Source organism: Symplocastrum torsivum (genome assembly GCF_059505465.1).
This window is the reverse complement of sequence record NZ_JCACKQ010000023.1, coordinates 40,526-60,920: the sequence shown is the minus strand read 5'-3', so window position 1 is coordinate 60,920 and position 20,395 is coordinate 40,526. Positions and strand designations below refer to the sequence as shown.

At 47.5% G+C, this 20,395-nt stretch carries 14 protein-coding genes; 8 read left to right on the top strand and 6 right to left on the bottom strand.

Going from position 1 to position 20,395, the window contains the following annotated elements:
• Nucleotides 1–217 precede the first annotated feature (217 nt).
• Nucleotides 218–1,582 (top strand): pyridoxal phosphate-dependent decarboxylase family protein, encoded by a 1,365-nt coding sequence (locus AC5JL3_RS08150; protein WP_496074009.1) that lies wholly within the window; start codon nucleotides 218–220, stop codon nucleotides 1,580–1,582.
• Between the two features lie 55 nt (nucleotides 1,583–1,637).
• Here the strand turns inward: AC5JL3_RS08150 and AC5JL3_RS08145 are convergent, their stop codons facing one another.
• From AC5JL3_RS08145 to AC5JL3_RS08130, 4 genes are all read right to left on the bottom strand, one after another.
• A complete protein-coding gene (locus AC5JL3_RS08145; protein WP_496074008.1) occupies nucleotides 1,638–5,303 on the bottom strand; it encodes a VPA1262 family protein in 3,666 nt (1,221 codons plus the stop codon).
• A 5-nt stretch (nucleotides 5,304–5,308) separates the two neighbouring features.
• Nucleotides 5,309–8,251 (bottom strand): ATP-dependent DNA ligase, encoded by a 2,943-nt coding sequence (locus AC5JL3_RS08140; RefSeq protein ID WP_496074007.1) that lies wholly within the window; start codon nucleotides 8,249–8,251, stop codon nucleotides 5,309–5,311.
• The gene (locus AC5JL3_RS08135) at nucleotides 8,248–9,210 is read right to left on the bottom strand and encodes an Fpg/Nei family DNA glycosylase (RefSeq protein ID WP_496074006.1); all 963 of its coding nucleotides are present in this window, start codon (nucleotides 9,208–9,210) and stop codon (nucleotides 8,248–8,250) included. Before AC5JL3_RS08135 ends, AC5JL3_RS08140 begins: the two co-directional genes overlap by 4 nt.
• Nucleotides 9,211–9,400: 190 nt before the next feature.
• Nucleotides 9,401–11,356: an AAA family ATPase gene (locus AC5JL3_RS08130; protein ID WP_496074005.1), complete on the bottom strand. Its 1,956-nt coding sequence runs from the start codon at nucleotides 11,354–11,356 to the stop codon at nucleotides 9,401–9,403.
• 425 nt (nucleotides 11,357–11,781) lie between these two features.
• On the opposite strand from AC5JL3_RS08130, the gene pyrC reads away from it, so the two are divergent.
• The 4 genes from pyrC to AC5JL3_RS08110 all read left to right on the top strand — a co-directional run bounded on the left by pyrC (nucleotide 11,782) and on the right by AC5JL3_RS08110 (nucleotide 16,182).
• Complete coding sequence (gene pyrC / locus AC5JL3_RS08125; RefSeq protein WP_496074004.1) at nucleotides 11,782–12,819, top strand: dihydroorotase; 1,038 nt, start codon at nucleotides 11,782–11,784, stop codon at nucleotides 12,817–12,819.
• Nucleotides 12,820–12,974: 155 nt separating this feature from the next.
• Entirely contained in the window at nucleotides 12,975–13,169 is a 195-nt protein-coding gene (locus tag AC5JL3_RS08120; protein ID WP_496074003.1) for a hypothetical protein, read from the top strand.
• A gap of 140 nt (nucleotides 13,170–13,309) precedes the next feature.
• On the top strand, nucleotides 13,310–14,569 hold the full coding sequence (locus AC5JL3_RS08115) for an alpha-L-fucosidase (protein ID WP_496074002.1): 1,260 nt from the start codon (nucleotides 13,310–13,312) through the stop codon (nucleotides 14,567–14,569).
• A 110-nt stretch (nucleotides 14,570–14,679) separates the two neighbouring features.
• Nucleotides 14,680–16,182: an aromatic ring-hydroxylating dioxygenase subunit alpha gene (locus AC5JL3_RS08110; RefSeq protein WP_496074001.1), complete on the top strand. Its 1,503-nt coding sequence runs from the start codon at nucleotides 14,680–14,682 to the stop codon at nucleotides 16,180–16,182.
• A gap of 132 nt (nucleotides 16,183–16,314) precedes the next feature.
• On the opposite strand, the gene AC5JL3_RS08105 is transcribed toward AC5JL3_RS08110, so the two are convergent.
• Nucleotides 16,315–16,500, bottom strand: coding sequence for a hypothetical protein (locus AC5JL3_RS08105; protein ID WP_496074000.1), 186 nt, complete (start codon nucleotides 16,498–16,500; stop codon nucleotides 16,315–16,317).
• An 89-nt stretch (nucleotides 16,501–16,589) separates the two neighbouring features.
• Nucleotides 16,590–17,984, bottom strand: a complete 1,395-nt coding sequence (locus tag AC5JL3_RS08100; protein ID WP_496073999.1) for a cytochrome P450 — start codon at nucleotides 17,982–17,984, stop codon at nucleotides 16,590–16,592.
• 240 nt (nucleotides 17,985–18,224) lie between these two features.
• On the opposite strand from AC5JL3_RS08100, the gene AC5JL3_RS08095 reads away from it, so the two are divergent.
• From AC5JL3_RS08095 to AC5JL3_RS08085, 3 genes are read left to right on the top strand one after another with little or no spacing between them, the layout of a single operon-like run.
• On the top strand, nucleotides 18,225–19,169 hold the full coding sequence (locus tag AC5JL3_RS08095; protein ID WP_496073998.1) for an AraC family transcriptional regulator: 945 nt from the start codon (nucleotides 18,225–18,227) through the stop codon (nucleotides 19,167–19,169).
• 29 nt (nucleotides 19,170–19,198) lie between these two features.
• Complete coding sequence (locus tag AC5JL3_RS08090) at nucleotides 19,199–19,936, top strand: AzlC family ABC transporter permease (protein ID WP_496073997.1); 738 nt, start codon at nucleotides 19,199–19,201, stop codon at nucleotides 19,934–19,936.
• Nucleotides 19,929–20,255 (top strand): AzlD domain-containing protein, encoded by a 327-nt coding sequence (locus AC5JL3_RS08085; RefSeq protein WP_496073996.1) that lies wholly within the window; start codon nucleotides 19,929–19,931, stop codon nucleotides 20,253–20,255. The genes AC5JL3_RS08090 and AC5JL3_RS08085 overlap by 8 nt, the downstream gene beginning before the upstream one ends.
• Nucleotides 20,256–20,395: the final 140 nt, after the last annotated feature.

Here is a 20,395-nt window from a genome sequence, read left to right as displayed (position 1 = left end):
AAATTTTCCTGGATGTTGTTATAGTTCAAGTCGTTTTGTGATCGCTGGCTACCGTGCGACAAGGGAAAAGAGTTGACTGGTACTCTTTATAGAGAAACCCAAACGGGTTTTATTTATAAGGTAATGCGAGATGATCGCGGACTCGAAGAGAGCTGCGCTCCCATCGCACGCTCTTTTTGTGGGATTGTTTAGCTCGGTGCTATCTAAGGAAGAGGATATGCGAGAACTCTTGCAAACAACGGCCCAATTCGCGATTCGCTATCTTGAAGGCTTGGACGCTCGTAACGTTGTGCCAACCCAGGAAGCGATCGCCAACCTCATCCAGTTTGATGAACCCCTCCCTAATGAGTCTGTCGAACCGGAACTTGTCTTGCAACTGCTCGATAAAGTTGGCTCACCTGCATCAATGGCACAGGCAGGCTCCCGCTTCTTCGGATTTGTCACGGGTGGTTCCCTGCCTGCCGCTTTAGCAGCCAACTGGCTCGCCGCAGCATGGGATCAAAATTGTGGACTCTATCGCATCACTCCAGCTACAGCCTTATTGGAAGAGGTAGCTTTGCGCTGGCTACTCGATGTACTGCATCTCCCCGCCGAGTGTGGTGGTGCCTTCGTTACGGGAGCAACTGTTGCTAACTTTACCGCCTTAGCCGCCGCCCGCCACGCTGTACTCGAACGAGAAGGTTGGAATGTAGAAGCAGACGGGTTGTTCGGTGCGCCACCGATTACCGTTGCCGTCAGTGAAGAAGTACACCCAAGCTTGTTGAAAGCGTTGGGATTGCTGGGATTAGGTCGAAGCCGAGTCGTGAAAGTGCCTGTTGATGGACAGGGGCGGATGCGTCCGGACGCCATTCCACCCCTGACTCGTCCTGCGATTATCTGTACCCAAGTGGGAAATGTGAACACAGGCGCGTGCGATCCAGTCGGAGCGATTTGTGATCGCGCTAAAGAAATAGGAGCCTGGGTGCATGTAGACGGTGCATTCGGACTCTGGGCAGCAGTAGCACCATCATTGGCGCACCTCACCGCTGGTATGGAAGAGGCAGATTCTTGGGCGACAGATGCTCACAAGTGGTTGAACGTGCCGTATGATAGTGGATTAGCGTTTGTTCGCGATGCCCCTGCGTTGCAAGCGGCAATGGCGATTACTGCCGAGTATTTACCCACTGTCAGCGAGCAGCGCAATCCATCAGATTATACTCCTGAATTATCAAGGCGTGCGCGTGGTGTTGAAGTGTGGGCAGCATTGCGCTCATTGGGTCGCTCTGGTTTGGCAGACTTAATTGAGCGTACCTGTCGCCATGCTCGACATTTTGCTAAGGAGTTGAAAGCGGCTGGTTACCCGATTCTCAACGATGTGGTGTTGAATCAAGTCTTAGTGTCGTTTGGGGATGCACAAACCACTCATCGGGTGATTGCCGATATTCAAGCTGAGGGGACTTGTTGGTGTGGCAGTACGGTTTGGCAAGGACAGACGGCGATGCGAATCAGTGTTTCGTCTTGGGCAACAACGGATGCTGATGTGGAAAAGAGTTTGGCAGTTATGCTGCGAGTTGCTGGGAAATATTGTTCTCGTGAATTTTAGGATGAGCGATCAGTTAACGATTGCAGATGTAGGTGTGAGCTACCTCTGCAATTGCTTATTTTTGTTTGAAGTTGGCTACAAACTCCCAAAGACATTTCTTGTTTGGTAGCGGATTCTCCTCACGAGTGGCAGCTAGTGTCTCATCAATTTGCTCTAAACATTTTGCTAGAAACTCAGTTTCTCTGTACTCGCCCTCAGCAATATTTACTTCATAATCTTGAACGAGAAGGTTGGCTAGGCTGACTAGCCATAGCAGACAAATACTTGCTTTATGCCAAGCTTGGTAGTGACGGGAGCGTAAAAATGGCTGGCGTAAAACACCTTGAGCTTTACTTCGGATATTTTCAAGTCTTTCCAGCCAGTTTTTCCTGTGTTCTGCATTGTTATTTACAATCGCCCATGCACCAAGTTGAATCAGCTCAAAACCTTTTGACTCCTCTAAACCAGGTTCAAATGTTTCACCTTCTTGTTGGCGGTTTGGCGATGAAACATGGGCTTCAAGCTGTTTGAATAAGATTGGTAGCCAAAGCTCCGCCACCTGCTCGTCCGACAGCTTACCATCGTTAATCAACGGGATGAGAAAATCGTTGGTCGTAGACACTACCCAATCTCCCTCGCTGGGGCCGCTCAAACGACGAACGATTTCTGAAAGTTCTGCATTAGATATATCTGTAGGGAATACTTCGTGCATTTGGTTAAATATTTTCACAAGAAGTTGCCCCAACGCTTCATCTTCTTCTAAATATCTTTTCTGATTTGCCCTGACTCTTAGGTTAAAACCCCACTCAGCAAGAGTATACGTTTGTTCCAACGAGGTTAGAACTGCAATCGCTGTAAATGCTTCCAATGGCTTAGCCCTAGAGTTCCATAAGGGAGAGAAACTGTTGGCAGCGATCGCCCGAATCAGCGGAATATCGCTTCCTAATAAAGCCGATAGGAACGGGGGATTTTCTCTGCATCCAAGTCGAGCCACAAGCAGATCGTCAAAGACCTGTTTTAAGATGAAGGCAAGAGTATGTTTGAGATTCCAAAGTTTAGAGGCATCAGTCTCATTCTCTGGTATTGTAGCTAGAGCTTGCTGCAACTCTGTAATTATGCTCACGAGTGTTCCTGGGTCTAGCTGAGCCAAAACTTGTGCAGCATAGCGGATTCCATTGTCCTGCAAGCAAGGAACCCAAGTCCGACAATCAGCAAATCTCAATAGCTCATCGGATTTTTGTATGGCTTCTGGGAAACCTACATTCAGCATGTCCGTAAGCAACAAAGTTTCAGCATGAGTGTCTGACTTAAATGACTCAATGGGAAGGTTTAATTGGTCTGGTGCCTTAACGAGGAAATCTTTAAGCCTTAATGAAAGGGTTTCTCCACTGGAAGAAATGATTTGATCAAGATAATCACTGCTGTTGGGGGTATGATTTAGCCAACTCCATAGTCCAGTCCACAGTTTGATGAAATCGGGGGGACTGGCAGTAATGAGAGCTGGAGCAAATTGACCTAAGTAAAAATCTGCCTGAGCGGAATCCTCCTCTCTAAACTCAAAGTTTCTTCTTTCCTCGTCTAAATCGCCGTAATTTTTGAGGCGATCGCCCAATGCGGTTTCATCTAGAGACAGAAGGCTGTCATCTTGCAGAAGGGTCGCAAAGAAAAAGTTGACGTGTGGAATATCGGATAGCTTAAATGAACTCCTATCAGCGGACAGTGTTCTTGGTTCGCGAATTGATGAAAACAGTGGAATAATTCTGCTATTGGAGTCAGAGGAAGGATTGAGCAATTCCTGGACATAAGCTTCTACAGTCGAGAGTACATCGCTGGGAATCGGAGTGATTAGCAATGGGTGATGTTTTGTCGCTCCCTGGATGGAATTTGACAGGTGATAGCCAGTCTTTGCTTTTCCCTGATTGTCAAACAGCAGGATGTAGCGATCGTGGAATAACTGATCGTTCTTCTCAGTTGTACTTCTCAGATCCAGTAACCGAAACTTCAAACCAGATAGGAGTAAGTTAATATCCCCTCTATGACAAGCTCCTTTGAGCCGCGTTGCTCGTTGAGGCTCCCTTGGTTGGTTGGGATCTGTGGGGTACTGGGAATTGGTTTGGGTATTGGCAAGAACCACATATTCAGCTTGAGCAGCTCTTGCTCTTGCAATCACCTCTATGATCCCTGATTCGTCAAAGTATGGATCGACAATCAAAACCTTGCTAATGGATGCGTCATCTGTCAGCGATTGGAGCCACTTGAAGAAGGTAAAGATTCCAGGCTCCTCCATGTTGGCTCCCCAACCATTTCTGATGAAGAGACCTCCAGAAGGTCTAGAGAAAAGACGTTTCGCAAACTGGTAGATCTGTTGTCCTTCAACAATCCAAGGCGCAGGTTGATAGTTAACAAGGCTGAGTTGCTGATAGTGAGTTTGCCTAACAGTTTGAGCTTGTTTAATTGGCTTGCTGAGTTTTTTAGCTTTACTATATTCTCTGAGCCAATTTGATTCGAGTTGTCCTTCAAAGCCATTAATACCTTGATTGAGGTTTACCTGTCTGAAGATTGGAGCTGAGCTTTCGTACCAAATTTCCTCTACGTCTCTATGTTCTGGCTGTACCCAAATAGTAACGAGATACTTAGTAATTTCCTGCTGAGTTGTGAAACTAACTGACGCACCTGATTCCGTAACTTGAAGAGTTTTCAGGCAGTCGAGACTAACCTCCTGCTCGTTCCAGAGGCGGCAACGCACTGTAGCCTGAGCGCCGATTGCGAGTACATCTGGCGGAATTTCAATTGTTGCGGTGTAAGCAGGGGAGTCAAAGCTAACCTGAACTTGTTTTTTTTCGTAGCGATCAGCGGAGGGAAAGCACAGCCATTCGAGATTACCTAATCGCTTACTATCTGCGTCACAAAAGGCTAATCCTGTTTCCGCCTGCAAGTGGGAGAGGCATTTTTTTGCTAAATTTTCGTGTTGGGGAAATGGTGTACCATCGGCTGCTCGGAAAAGATTCAGCTTACCAAGGCGACAAAGTGAACCTATAAATGCTGGAACAACTTCATTAGGGCTAGTAATTGGCTTCAATTCATCAATGACTGCTAGGTGAGACCATGCGGGTTCGACAAAAATAACTGGTCGAACGATGAACGTTCTTGTTAATTCCCTTTGTGATGCTGCCAGACGAAATTGCCCGCAGGGATGGGGTTGATTGGAGGAGTTCATAGGCTCAGCAACTCCAATTTGTTGACAGGCTTCCTGCAAAGAGAAACCTTCACAGAGTTTCGTTACCAGATTGAAAATCGTCTTACCACAATGGTGAAAATTGAGTCGGTACGCTCGATAGGCATACGGAGTGACCTTCCATTCGGGTAGGAAGTTAGAAATTGACCAAGTGTTTAACTCCCTAAGTATTCTGGGGATAACCCAACCATATAAGAGGCGATATTCTCTAGTTTCTGCTTTCTTGATTTCAAGTGACCACAGGCATAAATCACAGGCATCTGAACTGTCTGGGCTGAAAACTCTTGCCAAGTGACGATCCTGGCTTAGCTCATCTAGGGATTGCATAAGATATTTAGGTTTAGGAAACGTATTTGTAGGAGTCCTCAGACTGGCTGCGGTTTTGGCTCCAAACTTCGCCACAAGTACCACGAAGTTGACCCGCGTTAAACTCTTGATAATCGCCTCATCGTCCATGACTTCCAACTCCTCAAGCGTGGGCAATCCGTCGCTCGCATGACGTGCCAAGTCTTTCAGGTAATCTCAAACCCAAGCGAAGTTAGCAACTCATTCCATCGCTCAACAGGCAAGCTGCCCCCAGATGCACTATCATGTCCGTGACCGTAGCTTCCTTCTCCAGGCGGCAAGTCCACATTTTTCAAAAAGTCAAGCACATTGATTCCCGATGCAGTTCTCATGCTGAAGTTAACGCGCCCAGGAATATATCCCTCATTCGCAACCATGACGATATACTTGGGCAATCGAGTGCGCCAGCTTTGGGCAATCAGTGGATGGATTTGACAAGGTGAGTTAATCCGCACTAAGGCGACATTTCCAGAAAAGACGGGTGCGGCTTTCTTTGCTTGTTCCATCGCTACCTGCACTTCTTTCCGCGCTATCCGTAATTGTTCAACGTCTTCTGTGTTTGAGTTAACCAGCGATCGCGGATTATCATGAGTCAGCAATGCCCTTACTGCCACCTCTGGATGGTACTGAGAAGCACGCCGTGCCGCGTTAATCAGAGCAGATGCTTCTTTTAAATACTTGGCAGTGTACTGACTCTTTGCAACTGCCAGCATCTCAAACGGAGCTTTTTCACCTAAATCGCTAACTATACCAATTGCAGCAATCCAATCTAAATCTGCTACATCTGTCAGAGACGAACACAACTCCCAAACGAGTAGTGATGTATTGGGGATAGGTTCCCAGGTGTAAGCACTAATCAAAGTATCACCGGACGGAACCCCTTCTGGACGATGGTGATCGATAAAGCAGGTGGGAACGCCAGCAATCACGGGTTCCGATTGACTGCCCAAATCGAGAACGAATAAACTATCGAGTGCAGCAGCAATCGCTCGTTCTCGGTTTGCAGGTGTCCAGGCATTGCGATCGCGATCTGGTGCAACAAGCTTCACATTCTCAAACCCAGCGCGTGACAACGCTAGCTGCAACACAACTCCCGCCGTCACCCCATCTGCATCCGAGTCGTGCAGCACTCCGACAGACTTATCGCGTTCGATACCATCCACAAATGCCTTAAATGCTTCACACGCGGCTTCAAGCGTTGGTGTCTGATTAGTATCGTTTTCCAACTGAATAACATCAGTTTCTCTCCTATGGGGAATCTCCAATGGTGCGGCAGAATCAACAAATTTTTCAGACTCCTGCGTTGCAGATTCAGCAGACAGCGTTTGAGCCAAACGGCGAACCGTCTCCAGGGTGTCAATTTCTTCAGGAGGTTTATCATTTCGCACGCGCACAATGCGAGGAAACCGCAGTGCATAACCACTATTGTGTCGCGAAGATGCTTGCACACGGTCAAACGTCACTTCCAGGACAATGTGCGGTTCCACGATACACACCTTACCATGCGCCAATTCTTGCAAGGTATGGGCGCGAAACCAATCGGAAAGTTCAGCCACTTGGGCATCGGTTAACCCTGAATATGCCTTACCGATATTCAACAGCGTTGGCTCGGTTTCGCTTTGGCGGACGGCAAAGGTATAGTCCGAGAGGAAACGATGCCGTTTGCCACTCCCCACCTCGGCGGCTGTAACAACAACATCCAGTGTTGCCATTGCACGTTTGATTTTCAACCAATCACGTCCCCTTCTACCGGGTTTGTAGGTTGAATTCAAATCTTTTACCATTAAGCCTTCATTTCCTCTGGCTCTTGCAGCGGTGAATTCTGCATCTAAGCCGGAAATATCGCTGACTTGTTGGGAAAGTCCACAGCGTACTCTTTGAGTATCGAGGTGAAGTGATTCAAGAATATTTCGCCGTTTGGCAAAGGGTTCGTTAATCAGAACTCGCCCAAACGCATACAAGACATCGTAAGCAATGAAAGCAACAGGAACAGCGGCAAGTAATTCGTCTGAAACTTTTTTGCGTCCCAGTCGCTTTTGCAGTTCTTGAAAGGGGAGGATGCGTTCTCCTTGAATGGGTACAATCTCTCCATCTAAAATTAAATCGGCTGCTTCATCGCTATGTTTTGAGGCTAAGTTGATAGCCGCAAGCGGTTCGATTAAATCGGGAAAACTGGCGGTAATTTCATCGAGTGTCCGGGAGAAAATAGCAACACCCTTACCATTGCAAACTGTGCCGTGGAGAATTGAGTTATCTTCCTCTAAGTAAGGGGCAATGTGAACTTGGGCGCGAATCCCGTCATACTTGTCTTCAACCGCAAATCCAGCAGGCATTTGTTTGGCTACTTCTGTTAAATCGTCGGCGGGAGTTGCCAACATAAATTTAATCGGGTGAAATAGTCGCATTTGGGCTTCGTCAAGTTTCTTAAGCCTTGCCATTAAGGCAGTTTCGCCAATATCTCCGATTAGCATATTGACCCACTGTACCTTGGAGATATCGGTTTCGTTAAGACGAGCGATCGCATCTTCAACGGCACCTTCTTTCAGTCCAATCCGCAAATCGCCTGCTAACAGCTTGACGATATACTTGGCTTCTAGAGGTGTTGCCATCTTCAACAACTCTATAACCAGTTCGGTTTTGCGTTTGGTTCCTGTTGTCGCTGCTAAGAGTTCGAGTTGGTTTGATAAGGAATCAAGGGTGAGAATGGGTTGATGCTGTGAACGTTGTGGATTATTGGTAAACGCTTCCTCCGTTACGTCACCGGGGTCGCCCAGTTTTACTAATCGTTCTTGAAGGGCTGATTTTTCTTGTTCGCTTACTGCTGCGATCGCACTCAGCAAAGCCGCTCCACCTATATTAATAGTACGCTGGTCTCGTAAGGGAAATATATAACCGGAAAAGTATCGTGCAGCTAGTACTAAGTCATTATCCGATAGTGAGGTAAAATAGCTACCCAGTAACGATGCTTTTGTCAAGCGCTTTGTTGTTGCTCCAACTTTTTCAGCTACAGAAGCAAAATCAATGAAGGCTCCAGGATTTAATTCTGGACTTTGATTAAAGTTGGTTTCAGTTTCGACGTTTGGGCGTGTCAACTTGGGGTTTTTAGTCATGCCTGAACCTCGATAATGTTCTCCCCTGTGGCAACAACCTTTCGCTTGCTTTTTGTTTTTTTCAGCTCTACGTTAGTTCCCTGGCAGGTAGGGCAAAAGTAAATTATTCGGGTTTTCTCTCCTTCTTCATCTGCTCTAGTAACTTGACGAAGTTGGCGGATTGTGCCGCCACAGTCTAAACACGGCAGGTTAGTGCGGCGAAAAACGTAGTGCCTTGTGCCGTACTCGCTTCCAGGTGTGTAGACAAGGGAGGGGTTATTAATAAGATGTGAACGCGCTTCATCTGATACGGTGAAGCCGCCTGTAGCGTAGGCGCGTTGAGCCATTAAGGGAATTGAATGAATTAGGCGTTCTAGTTCCGATGCTGTCAAATCGGCAACTTTTCGCCACGGATCGAGGCGACAATCAAATAGTATTTCGGCTCTCAGGTAGTTCCCAATTCCGGCAAGAATCTGTTGATCGAGTAAGGCAGCACCAATGGCGCGATCGCTATTTTCGGGTGTCACCAGCTTTTGCAGGAACTCAGGTGCATCGAAGGGCTTTTCGTCTGGATAGGGTAGGATATCTGTACCGAGAGTGCGTAAGTTTTCGACAATTTCAAAGGGATTGCCCGTGCCTAAATCAAAAATGGGTGCAGAGTAAAGAATGGCGCAGGCATCGGGTACGACAATACGCGATCGCTCGCGGCGATCTATTTCTTGGGGTGGATTGTCTAAAACTGCCCAACTTCCCCACATCATCAGATGGGAGTGGAAGTAGTAACCACCTTCAATTAAGCCGACTAGGTGCTTGCCATGCGAGAGGACTCGTTCGATACGCTTGTTGAGTAAGACACCTGGATGCTCTTTTTCCCAAACTTTTGCTGTCTTTGTCCGTGCCAAGAGTGACACGATGGGTTTGCCCCAAAGTGCCTGATTCAAGGCATCGGCAAACCGTCTGACTTCTGGTCCTTCTGGCATGACTGTGAGAGAGTGTTACTTTTTTTACTTTAAAGATGTGGCTACCTCGTCAACATCCTTCCTCATATAGAGGCTAGACATGGGTATGGAAGCGACTGCGCTCTTGTCCGCCCCGGCTCCAAAAACCCGAGTACACCAAGCGAAGCAGGCAGATTTATTGATTAAGTATACGATTGGCACGACCTTTAACCTATTGAATGTTTTGGATTTCTTTCAACAGACATACAAAATCGTATGGAATAAGGGACGGCACATCATCAATCACCTTCGCGATGATCTCCAATTTCAATTGAGATTCTTTTTGAAACCGCCTCAGCTCTTGAAAGGCATTTTTCAGAGTTGTTTCTAAATCATGTCCTTGGGTATGAAGAAACCATTTGGGCAAGCTTATGACTTGCCCACTGAGGTATTGACATAACAATTTGTCATCTTCGATTGTTGGAAGTATATGAGGTTTTACTTTATTTACTACGAAATCAGCTACCTCTTGAAGCCGAGTACTATCAAAAGTTACAAAGTTAGTATAGTTTTCATGCATACTAAGTCCAATGGCACTTCGTTCTATCCACTTTTCTCGCAAAAGGAAAGCTGCAACAAGAACTGGATCAAGAATATAATTTTCGATGCTATAACGGTTTCCTTTACCAAGAACTTTAATGCGCTCGTTGCCACAATTGGTTAAATCCCAGTCAATAATCCCGTAGACTGTTCGACTGCCTCCATTTTTCAGTTTATTAACAATGTCTTTTACTTGCTCACAATTACCGTTTCCTCTTGCTCCGGATGCAATGAAGTTAAGTGACACTTCGGGTATCAAATACTCTCTTAGCTTTTCATACAATCGTTCATAGAACTGAACATCGTAATGGCTTTCGACAAACACTTGACGACGATTCTCGTAATCTATACTTAAGGTTGGAACCCCAGTAGTCAAAATGGACAAAGCTTTATCTTTCGTAGTCTTCTGCATCCGTCTTTGATCAGTCTTATACATCGCGTACAGAGATTCTTCTGGAGCAAGAGCTACTGTGGAAGGTGAATGTGTAGTTAGAATCACCTTAATCCCATGGTGATTGACCAAAACATCTTGAATAGTACTTAAAAGAGATTGAGTCATTGAAGGGTGTAAAGGTGCATCAATCTCATCGAATAATAGAATCTTTGGATAATCTACGATTTGACGACGATCTCCTGCATAGTAGAGACACAATGCAAAAGACATTAATACTCTTTCGCCTGAAGACAGATTGTTAAACTTTACTTGTGAGTTCCTTATTTTATCAGTGAGAATTGGCTCGTAAGGTCGATCATCATATTTCGGTGGATGGTTAATCCTAAAATCGAGATTTGCTGCTTCAAGAACACTATTTACAAAATCCCAAGGTGGTTCACCATACCTATCCACGAACTCCTCATCAGTCAAAAAAGTGACGGATTCACCATCGTGATTCGCAACATACCTAATTCGATTTCTGAGCCAATTGCTTTGATAGTTAGCAAAGAGACGACTAAATGATTGTTGAAACATATCAATAGGTTGCCAACTGCTGGGAAAGTGCTCATAAAAATCATTTTCCTCAAAAGCAATAAAGGGCTTATTAGTATTTCTTTGAAAGAGGCTAACTAGTCGTGATCTATTATTAGGATCATTTTGTGTAAATCTAGCAGCTACATTTTGAGTTGCACTAGAAGTGGCACTCTGAATTGCTTGGATAATCTGATTTGCTTGCTCTGGAGTACTACCTGTTAAAATTAGTTTTTCTGGTGTGAGACTTATGAGCTCACTTATCTCAAGTTTGTCTAAATCAAATCGATTCAATTGCTGAAGAGTTTGAGAAATTTGAGGTCGATATTCTTTTATATACTGAGAAAGTTCATTCCAAAAATTATATCTTTCTTGAGTGATTTCATAAGGTGCGAAAGCACCTGTATCTTGTGGAATGAGGTTTGTCCAATCAAATCTACGAATCGGACGTGTCTGATTGTTTACTACAATATCGTCAATTTGCATTGAGCCATTTTCAATTGCCTCTAGCAGATGACTCTTCCCTGCACCATTCACCCCTGTGAGAACCACAAAATTAGGTAGTTCTGTTTCTGGGAAAGAAGCTATTGATTTGTGAACCCTGAGAAACGACAATCTCATAGTGTTTGTCAATATTCAAAAATATGCAGACGAGTTACAAATTTTTAGGCTGAGTGCCCAGGCTGGAATCATCTGTTCAAATTTTATACAAGCTGCACACATCGGCAGAACTATATATTAAGTGTCAGATCCGCTGAAGCACAATTTGCTCACGCAGACCTGGCGAGGCTTTGAGCACATCACCAAACACCGGCTCTGACTTGCCCCGCGTATAAATATCTGCATGGTCAAACAAACAGGGTAATGTCTGCTTCCAGAGCTGCCTTAATAGCCCGAGATGCACTTTCCCGCACATCTGTAGAAAGCGGTGTATCATCCCAAGTGCTGCCAATATTCAAGCAGCCAGTGTACCTGGGCGTTGTTAGCTTGTGTCTTTCTTGCTAAAGCACTAGCGGTTTTATAATTGAGAGATGCAAAAGCTTACCATGACCCGGCCTGACGACTGGCATCTGCATCTACGTGACGGTGCGTCGCTGAAAGCGGTTCTGCCCCACACGGTGCGTCAGTTTGCCCGTGCCATCGTCATGCCGAACTTGAAGCCCCCAGTACGCTCGGTAGCTGATGCGGCGGCTTATCGCGATCGCGTCCTCGCAGCGATTCCGGCTGGCAAACAGTTTGAGCCACTGATGACGCTCTACCTCACCGACAACACCAGCCCCGAAGAAATTATCCAGGCTAAAGAAGCCCAGTTTGTCAAAGCGGTAAAGTACTACCCAGCCGGGGCAACGACCAATTCAGACTTCGGGGTGACGGACATTCGTAAGTGCGATCGCGTCTTTGAAGCGATGCAGCAGGTAGACATGCCTTTACTACTGCACGGGGAAGTGACGGATCAAAGTGTCGATATGTTCGATCGCGAGAAGGTATTTATCGAGCGACATTTGATCCCCCTCAAGCAGCGATTTCCTAACCTGCGCGTGGTGCTTGAGCACGTTACCACCTCAGATGCTGTGCAGTATGTCCTGTCTGCGAACAACATCGCTGCAACGATCACCCCACAACATTTGTTATTTAACCGCAATATCCTATTTCAAGGTGGTATTCGCCCCCATTTTTATTGCCTGCCAATTTTGAAACGTGAGGAGCATCGCCTGGCTCTTTTGCAAGCAGCAACCTCTGGCAATCCTAAGTTTTTTCTTGGCACCGATAGCGCCCCCCATCCCCGCAATGGCAAAGAAAGTTCCTGTGGCTGTGCGGGTTGCTACTCAGCTCTGCACGCGATGGAGTTATACACAGAAGCTTTTGAGAGCGTTGATGCACTCGATAAACTTGAAGCTTTCGCCAGCTTCTATGGGCCAGATTTTTATCAACTCCCGCACAATACCGAACAGATTACCTTGACCAGAACGACCTGGCGCATTCCCGATGAAGTGCCATTTACTGAATTCGGACTTGTGCCCTTACGGGCAGGTCAGGAAATGACGTGGCAAATGCTTGACGCTAGCATGGCTGAAGCTAATTGATTTGGATGATCGTGTAATAGACACGCTATTCCTTAGTACCACTCGTCATTGATGGGGTTCGGAATTCGTCCCCTAGGTACGCGATTACCTGTAGTTGTTGCCACTGTGAATTCCGAACCCCTTTTAGGGTGACCTGTACTTAGTATCCTTTGGAGATGCAAAAACCACTCATCGGGTCATTGCCGATATTCAAGCCGAGGGTACTTGTTGGTGTGGCAGTACCGTTTGGCAAGGACAGACGGCGATGCTCTCTTAGCGTTTCGTCTTGGGCAACAACGGATGCTGATGTAGAAAAAAGTTTGGCAGCTATACTGCGAGTGGCTGGGAAATATTGTTCTGGTGAATTTTAGGATGAGTGATCGCATAGCTGCCGTCTTTTTACCTAAGTTCGATGTAAGGGACTCGCCAATACACAGGTATCGGAGTAGAACAAGCGACGAAGCTGTAGACTCAACATCGGGTATTGTAGAGGCATTAACAAAGTTATTTTGTGAACACTTGGTTTGACACCGCACGTTTAGGTATGTTTGTCCATTGGGGACACAGTTCTCAGCATGGCTGTGAATTGTCCTGGCCTTTGGTGGGTGGTGTATTCAGCCTGCCTTTTTGTAGCGACATTTCTGTTGATGAATATCACAGCAGTGCGAAAACTTTCAACCCTCAAAACTACGAACCCAACGAGTGGGCACGTCTCGCTAAAAGCTTGGGTATGCAATACGCTATTCTGACGACCAAGCATCACGATGGCTTTGCGATGTTCCACACGCAGCCGTCAAACTTCTCCATCCAGCATTCGCCCTACGGCAAAGATCTTGTGCGGGAATTCATTGAGGCGATGCGCTCAGTTGGAATTCGCATTGGCTTGTATTTCTCATTAATTGACTGGCATCATCCCGATTACCCGGCATTTACACAAGCTGATAAACCTTATGTTTTTGGTCAGTCTCGTCAGCCTACCCCCGAACAGTGGGAGCGGTTCATCCCGTTTATGTTTGGGCAAGTGCGGGAGCTCCTGACCAACTACGGCAAAATTGACATTCTCTGGTTTGACGGGGCATGGGAGCGCACACCGGAACAATGGCAGGCATCAGCGCTTAACGAGCTGATTCGTTCCTTGCAACCGGAGATTCTAATCAACGATCGCTTACCCGGATTCGGTGACTTTGACACCCCAGAACAATTCATTCCCCCCCAACCATCTAAGCGAGCCTGGGAAACTTGCATGACTATCAATGAAAGCTGGGGCTACAACGCATCTGATCGCCATTTCAAGTCAGCACGTCAGTTAATCCATACACTGTGTGAAGTAGCGGGCAAAGGTGGCAACCTGTTGTTGAACGTTAGCCCGATGGGTGACGGTCAAATTCAGCCGGAGTTACTTGAGCGCTTAGCTGTGATGGAAGCCTGGATGTCTAACAATCAAGAAAGTATTATTGGCACTCAGCCAGGACTAGAACCGTGGCAATTCTACGGGTCTTCCACGCGGAGGGGTGATCGCATTTATTTGCACTTACTGATGAAGCCCTATGACACCATCTCAGTGCGGGGCGTGCCGATTAAACACGTTAAATCTGTGCGCGTTCTAGCTGACGGGACGGAACTTCACTACACTACCCGTTGCGCGATCGCGGACTCGATCATGAATCCCAACCCCCTAGGTGAGTTAACAATCCAAGTCCCAGAAGCCGTTATTGACCCCCACGCCACCGTTATTGCCATTGATTTCGCTTCAGCTAATGACTCAATCTAAGGAAGCTCTGCTAGTTTTCCAACCCAGCCGCCCTAACGTTACCTGGAAAAACGCCTATATTAAAACTTATTGAGCAAGCTCAGGCGAGCGAGAAAGACTAAGGAGTACCTGTGACGACCCAGACTAGTCTGCAAGGGGATACACATGACGCTGTTGAACAATCTTCCGAGGAAGAGAAAGAACTCTTCCAATGGACAAAGCAGTGGTATCCAGTAGCCGTTGTAGATTTCTTAGACCCATCTCGTCCCCTAGCCATGCAGTTGCTAGGAAAGGATATTGTCTTGTGGCGGGATGGCTCTGGTCAATGGCGTTGCTTTGAAGATTTTTGTCCCCATCGACTCGCCCCACTTTCGGAAGGTCGCGTTGAGTCGGATGGCACCCTTTTATGTGCCTACCACGCTTGGCGCTTTGATTCTAAGGGGAACTGCGTCAGCATTCCCCAATCTAAAGATCAGCAGACTGAGGCGAAGCACTGCTCAAACAAACAGTCCTGTGCTGTTGTCTATCCGACGCAGGAACGTCAAGGTCTTTTGTGGGTATGGGCATCCTCAGGTCAAGAGGCACAAGTTGAAAGTCAATTAAAGATACCGCGAATTATTCCAGAGCTAGAGGAGGACTCGGATAGGGTAGTGCAGCTCTTTTGGAATGTCCGTGACCTTCCTTATGGATGGGACTTTTTCATGGAAAATGTGGCAGACCCAGCGCATGTGCCCGTCTCCCATCATGGAATTATGGGCAGCCGATATAAGGATGCCAAGTACTACGACATGATTCGAGTCCGGGAGATGTCTACTCAGGGAGGTTTCTCCTTTGAAATCACACCAGTTGCTCCAATGCTCAAGCAAAAGGTTCACGACTTTCAACCGCCCTGTCACATGAGAGTTGTCTCAACTTTTAAGGATGGCGGCAAGCTCATCCTCGCTTTATATGCCAGCCCAACCCGTCCTGGATGGTGCCGTCATATCGGATGCCAGGTATTAGTCAAGAATGAGGCAGGGAAACAGCCGCCAGGTGTGGGATTCTTTGGGCTACCGATGCCGACCTGGTTAGGTCATGTGTTGGCATCTCTGTTCCTGCATCAGGATGCGGTGTTTCTCCATTACCAGGAGAAGATTTTAGCCAAACGGGGCAAGGACAGATGGCTGGATGCTGTCTATACACCCAATCCCCAAGACAAGATGGTGATTGCCTTTCGTCAATGGCTCTCAAAAAGAGCTGGGGGCGGTATCCCTTGGGATTCAGGATGTAATTCGGAACTTCCATCAGCCGAGCGAGACAAGCAGAAATTGTTTGATGTCTGGGCAACCCATACTCAACATTGCCAGGTTTGTCAGGAGGCACTGAAAACTATTAACCGTCTTTCTGTGTTGGCTTATGTGGCGGCGGTGGTGTGTTTTGGTCTAGGCGTGATGGTGGATGCACGAGCTGTGGCGATAAAGGTAGCGGCAGCGCCTCTAGAACAAACAGCCACATCTTTCTTAACTGTTGTCCCTCCTGCGGGATTTGGGTTAGCGCTATTGAGTGCAATCCTATTGGCAATAGTAGGATACCTGCTTAAGAAATTCAGTCGGCTCTTCTATGTTTATGAGTTTGAACACGCTCACAATCACTGATAGATCAACTAGAGTGAGTACTTTCGCCCCTTGCCGTAGATTCGGTTGACACTTCTGAAACTCAACATCTGAGCTGATGATAGGTCGTTAAGCCAACTTTCTCTGCAATCTTGCAGTAGAGCGACTTTGCGATCACGACACGAATTCTTGTTGCGATCGCACCTGACGACAGGTTGTCCCACCTTGACCTTCCGTTAATATTAACGGAAGGTCACAAAAAGTGAGAGTGGCGCGATCACGACGAGGAAACTGAATTAGCCCGGATGAGAAAACTGATAAGGCTAAAGCAAGGAGACACTCCTCCCGTGGTGCTTTCATGAAAGCACCACGGGGAACGTTAGGCAGAACTAGCGATCGCCTACGGCTTTACTCGAAGCTGATCGCACAGATGACGATATTCCCGGCGTTTAAACAGCTGTTGGTGCTACTGTGCGTGCAGAAACCTGATGCGGGCTTTCACCAACTTTGCACATGCGAATTCCACCACTTGGTGCTAGGGTTCCACCTCGACGTACAGGTTTGACTTCCTGGGTTTCTAACAGTTCCAACTCGCACTCGTTGAGGATGGTGCTGAGAACCAACGTCATTTCATACATCGCTAAGGCTGCCCCTATGCAACGGCGAACTCCACCACCAAAGGGCAGAAACTCATAGGGAGAATAATTCCTTTCGATGAAACGTTCGGGACGAAAATTATGAGAGTCTGGATATAAGTCTTCTCGGTGATGAACCAGGTAAATACAACCCATCAGCAGCATACCTGGTTGCAAGTCATAGCCTTGAATTTGCATCGACTTTTCCACCCGGCGTGGCAGCGTTACTAGGGCTACCGGATGAATCCGCAACGTTTCATTGCAGACGGCGGTGAGGTAGGGAAGTCGGGCAAGCGCCATCAGGTCAGGGGTGTCTCGATAAGCCGCCAGTTCTGCCATCAGCTTATGTCGGACTTCAGGTAAGCGGTGAACCCAATAGAATGCCCAAGCGAGTGCCGTAGCGGTCGTTTCGTGTCCAGCTACTAGCAAAGTTATGAGTTCATCGTGCAGTTGGGCATCTGTAAGCCCTTGTCCCTCTTCGTCTCGTGCGCTGAGTAGTAGTGACAGTACATCTTTCCGCTCCGGGTTAGGCTCAGCCCTTCGCTCTCGAATTTCAGCATAGAGCAGATCATCTGTCTCTTGAATCAGTCGCCGCACTTTTCCAGCTAGGCTCCAAGAGCCGAGGTCGAGCATCAGTTGTGGGAAGAACACCAAGATTGAGGTGACAGGAGTGGTAATCAGATTGAGTCTCTCAGCCAACAAGCGTTCAAGTCGTCTGTAGCGCTCGCCCTCATGAAGCCCAAACACTACCTGTAAAATCACTCGCATCGTGATTTGCTGCATGGCATCCCGGACGTAAAAAGGTTTGCCAATTTCCCAAGTTGCCATCACCTCACGAGCAATCGTGTAGATCGAGTCACCATAGGCTTTCATCCGTTCGCCATGAAACGGTGGCATAATTAACTGTCGCCGTCGCCGATGTTGCTTGCCGTTGAGGAGAATCAGCGAGTTTTCACCGAAAATTGGCTTGGCTAAAATGTTGACGTCGCCAGGAGATGTAATCTCCTTAGTGCTGTCATGAGTAAGAACATATTGTATGGCTTCCGGGTGGTTGAGCAGGATAAGAGGCTCTGGATTAACCGGAGAAATTTCAGCTTGGAAACAATCGCCAAACCGCTGAAAGTTCGTCCTCATATACCCTAAGGGATTAAATACCCACTGTAACAGCTGAACAAGAGCTGGAGTGTTTGAGCGAGGAATGCTAGCCATAAATATATCTCTATTTGAGCCGGTTCCACGTTTGATGTTATTAGTTTAAAGGCTACACCAGCTAGTTTCTGACTCGCTTTCTGAACTCTAGAGCTTTTGTATACGAAGCGATCGCTCCGTATTAGAAACGCCAGGTGGGTGAGAGCGCTCGCTGCTGCAAAAACGTACAAGACACTTCAGGATGAATGACAGATGCTGAGGCTACCCATTTAAGGTTGGGACGGCACGAGAGGTTGTCTGTTGCGATGTCATCAGCGAGCCGGAGTAGCGATCACTCCCACCATGCCCAGAAACGTCATTACCCAACTGAAGTCTGTGTTAACCACTCAACGCCCTCAAGAGACTGCCAAGTTTTGGCGCGATCCAGCGTTGGATAACTTGGAAATGTTACGCGCTACTTATCTGACTCAAACGTTTTCACGGCACACCCATGACGGCTACGCCATTGGTGCGGTCGAAGCAGGAGTTCTGGAATTTACCTACCAAGGTTCTGTTCACCGAGCACCTGCGGGCAGCATTGTTATTATTCATCCTGGAGAAGTTCATACAGGACACACCGGAACCCAAAACGTTTGGACGTACCGGATGCTGTATCCAGAGATTTTACTGGTGCAGAAAGCGGCTACAGAACTGGTTAAGCGATCGCCTACGTTGCCCTATTTTCCCAATCCAGTCATTCAGAATCCGCATTTAGCAGCACAACTGCGACAACTCCACATCCTACTTGAAACATCCACCTCTGTGTTAGAGCGAGAATCTCGATTTCTTTGGATGCTTGCTCAATTACTCGCGAGGTATGCACAGTGTCGCTCCCACATTGCACCGTTAGAGAAAGAGCGCCAGATTGTTCAGCGAGTTCAAGACTATCTTATAGCCAACTACATGCATAGTATTTCGCTGGAGCAGCTAGCTGGCGTTGCCAACCTCAAACCCCTGCGCCTGTTGCGGGTGTTTCGCAAGCATGTTGGGTTACCTCCCCACGCCTATCTAGTGCAGACGCGAGTTGCTTATGCCAAAGCGCTCTTGAGTCTGGGATTGCCAATCTGCCATGTTGCTGCCGATACGGGTTTCACTGACCAAAGCCACCTCACCCGTCACTTTAAGCGGTTGGTTGGAGTCACCCCCAAACAGTACGCGCTGGGATGCGGCAATAACGTACAAGATTTTCAGATGGAGATTCTCTAGGCTGGAAATGTTTTCAAGCTTTAGCCACGATGACTCGCTCTTGTCTGTCAACCCATTTACCTACGCCATTGTCCGAGTTTTTGGCTGGAAGTCGGGCAATTTTTCCACTGGTTGTTGGGGCAATTCCCTTTGGGATTATTTATGGAACGCTGGCAACTGGGAGCGGTCTTTCAGTTGCCGGAACCCTGGCGATGTCTGCGTTTGTGTTTGCTGGGTCGGCTCAGTTCATCGCCGTGGGATTACTGGCAACGGGAACGGCTCTACCGCTGATTTTGCTGACAACGTTGGTTGTGAATCTACGTCACCTGCTTTACGCGATCAGTTTGCTTCCCTACATCAGGCATTTACCTCAGCATTGGAAGATTCCCATCGGCTTCTGGTTGACGGATGAAGCCTTTGCTGTGGCGATCACCCGCTACAGCCAAAACGACTCCTCACTCCACAAGCATTGGTATTACTTGGGGGCGGTTCTGCTGATGTACGGCAATTGGCAACTGTGCACCCTTGTTGGTGTGTCTATCGGGCAACGGCTACCGGGTGCGGCGAACTGGGGACTCGACTTTGCGATGTCCGTTACGTTTATCGGCATGGTAATTCCCTACCTCAAGACTCAGCCCATGTTGGTGGCGGTTCTCGTTGCAGGCGTTACGTCACTATTGGCTCACCCCTTACCTCACCAACTGGGCTTGATCGTGGCAGCACTGGCGGGAGTTGTCGCCGGATTCAGCACAGAAAAACTCAAACTCAAGGGTGTTCGCGATGAATGAACTAGTTCTAATTGGCGGGATGGCGCTGATCACCTTCTCAATCCGCTATGGGTTGATTGGAATGAGTGGATGTATCCAGCTTTCCCCACAGCTTATGCATTTGCTGCGCTATGTTCCTCCTGCTGTTTTAACCGCGATCACTATGCCGACCATCCTAATGCCGACCGGTGATGAACTGATGCTCAGTCATACAAATGCTCGATTGATTGGGGCAGCCGCCGCGATTCTTGTTGGCTATCGGACAAAAAATCTGTTGCTAACAATCCTGCTGGGAATGCTGACGTTTTTCACTTGGCAGTGGCTCCTCCAACTCAACTGAAGTTAGTGACTGCACTCGTCGCGATCTCCTCTTATAAATGGTTTGAAAAGGCTGAAAAATAATAGAGTTTGCGTAAGTATCGGGTCTAGAGTGTGGGTGGCAAGATTGCTCACCCCGCCGCACTGCTTAAACTTGCCCTG

Excerpts from the sequence above, each read along its gene's own strand:
- AC5JL3_RS08150 (WP_496074009.1), top strand. The coding sequence starts at position 218 with ATGCGAGAACTCTTGCAAACAACGGCCCAATTCGCGATTCGCTATCTT.
- AC5JL3_RS08140 (WP_496074007.1), bottom strand. The coding sequence starts at position 8,251 with ATGACTAAAAACCCCAAGTTGACACGCCCAAACGTCGAAACTGAAACC.
- AC5JL3_RS08135 (WP_496074006.1), bottom strand. The coding sequence starts at position 9,210 with ATGCCAGAAGGACCAGAAGTCAGACGGTTTGCCGATGCCTTGAATCAG.
- AC5JL3_RS08130 (WP_496074005.1), bottom strand. The coding sequence starts at position 11,356 with ATGAGATTGTCGTTTCTCAGGGTTCACAAATCAATAGCTTCTTTCCCA.
- pyrC (WP_496074004.1), top strand. The coding sequence starts at position 11,782 with ATGACCCGGCCTGACGACTGGCATCTGCATCTACGTGACGGTGCGTCG.
- AC5JL3_RS08120 (WP_496074003.1), top strand. The coding sequence starts at position 12,975 with ATGCAAAAACCACTCATCGGGTCATTGCCGATATTCAAGCCGAGGGTA.
- AC5JL3_RS08105 (WP_496074000.1), bottom strand. The coding sequence starts at position 16,500 with ATGAAAGCACCACGGGAGGAGTGTCTCCTTGCTTTAGCCTTATCAGTT.
- AC5JL3_RS08100 (WP_496073999.1), bottom strand. The coding sequence starts at position 17,984 with ATGGCTAGCATTCCTCGCTCAAACACTCCAGCTCTTGTTCAGCTGTTA.
- AC5JL3_RS08090 (WP_496073997.1), top strand. The coding sequence starts at position 19,199 with ATGACTCGCTCTTGTCTGTCAACCCATTTACCTACGCCATTGTCCGAG.
- AC5JL3_RS08085 (WP_496073996.1), top strand. The coding sequence starts at position 19,929 with ATGAATGAACTAGTTCTAATTGGCGGGATGGCGCTGATCACCTTCTCA.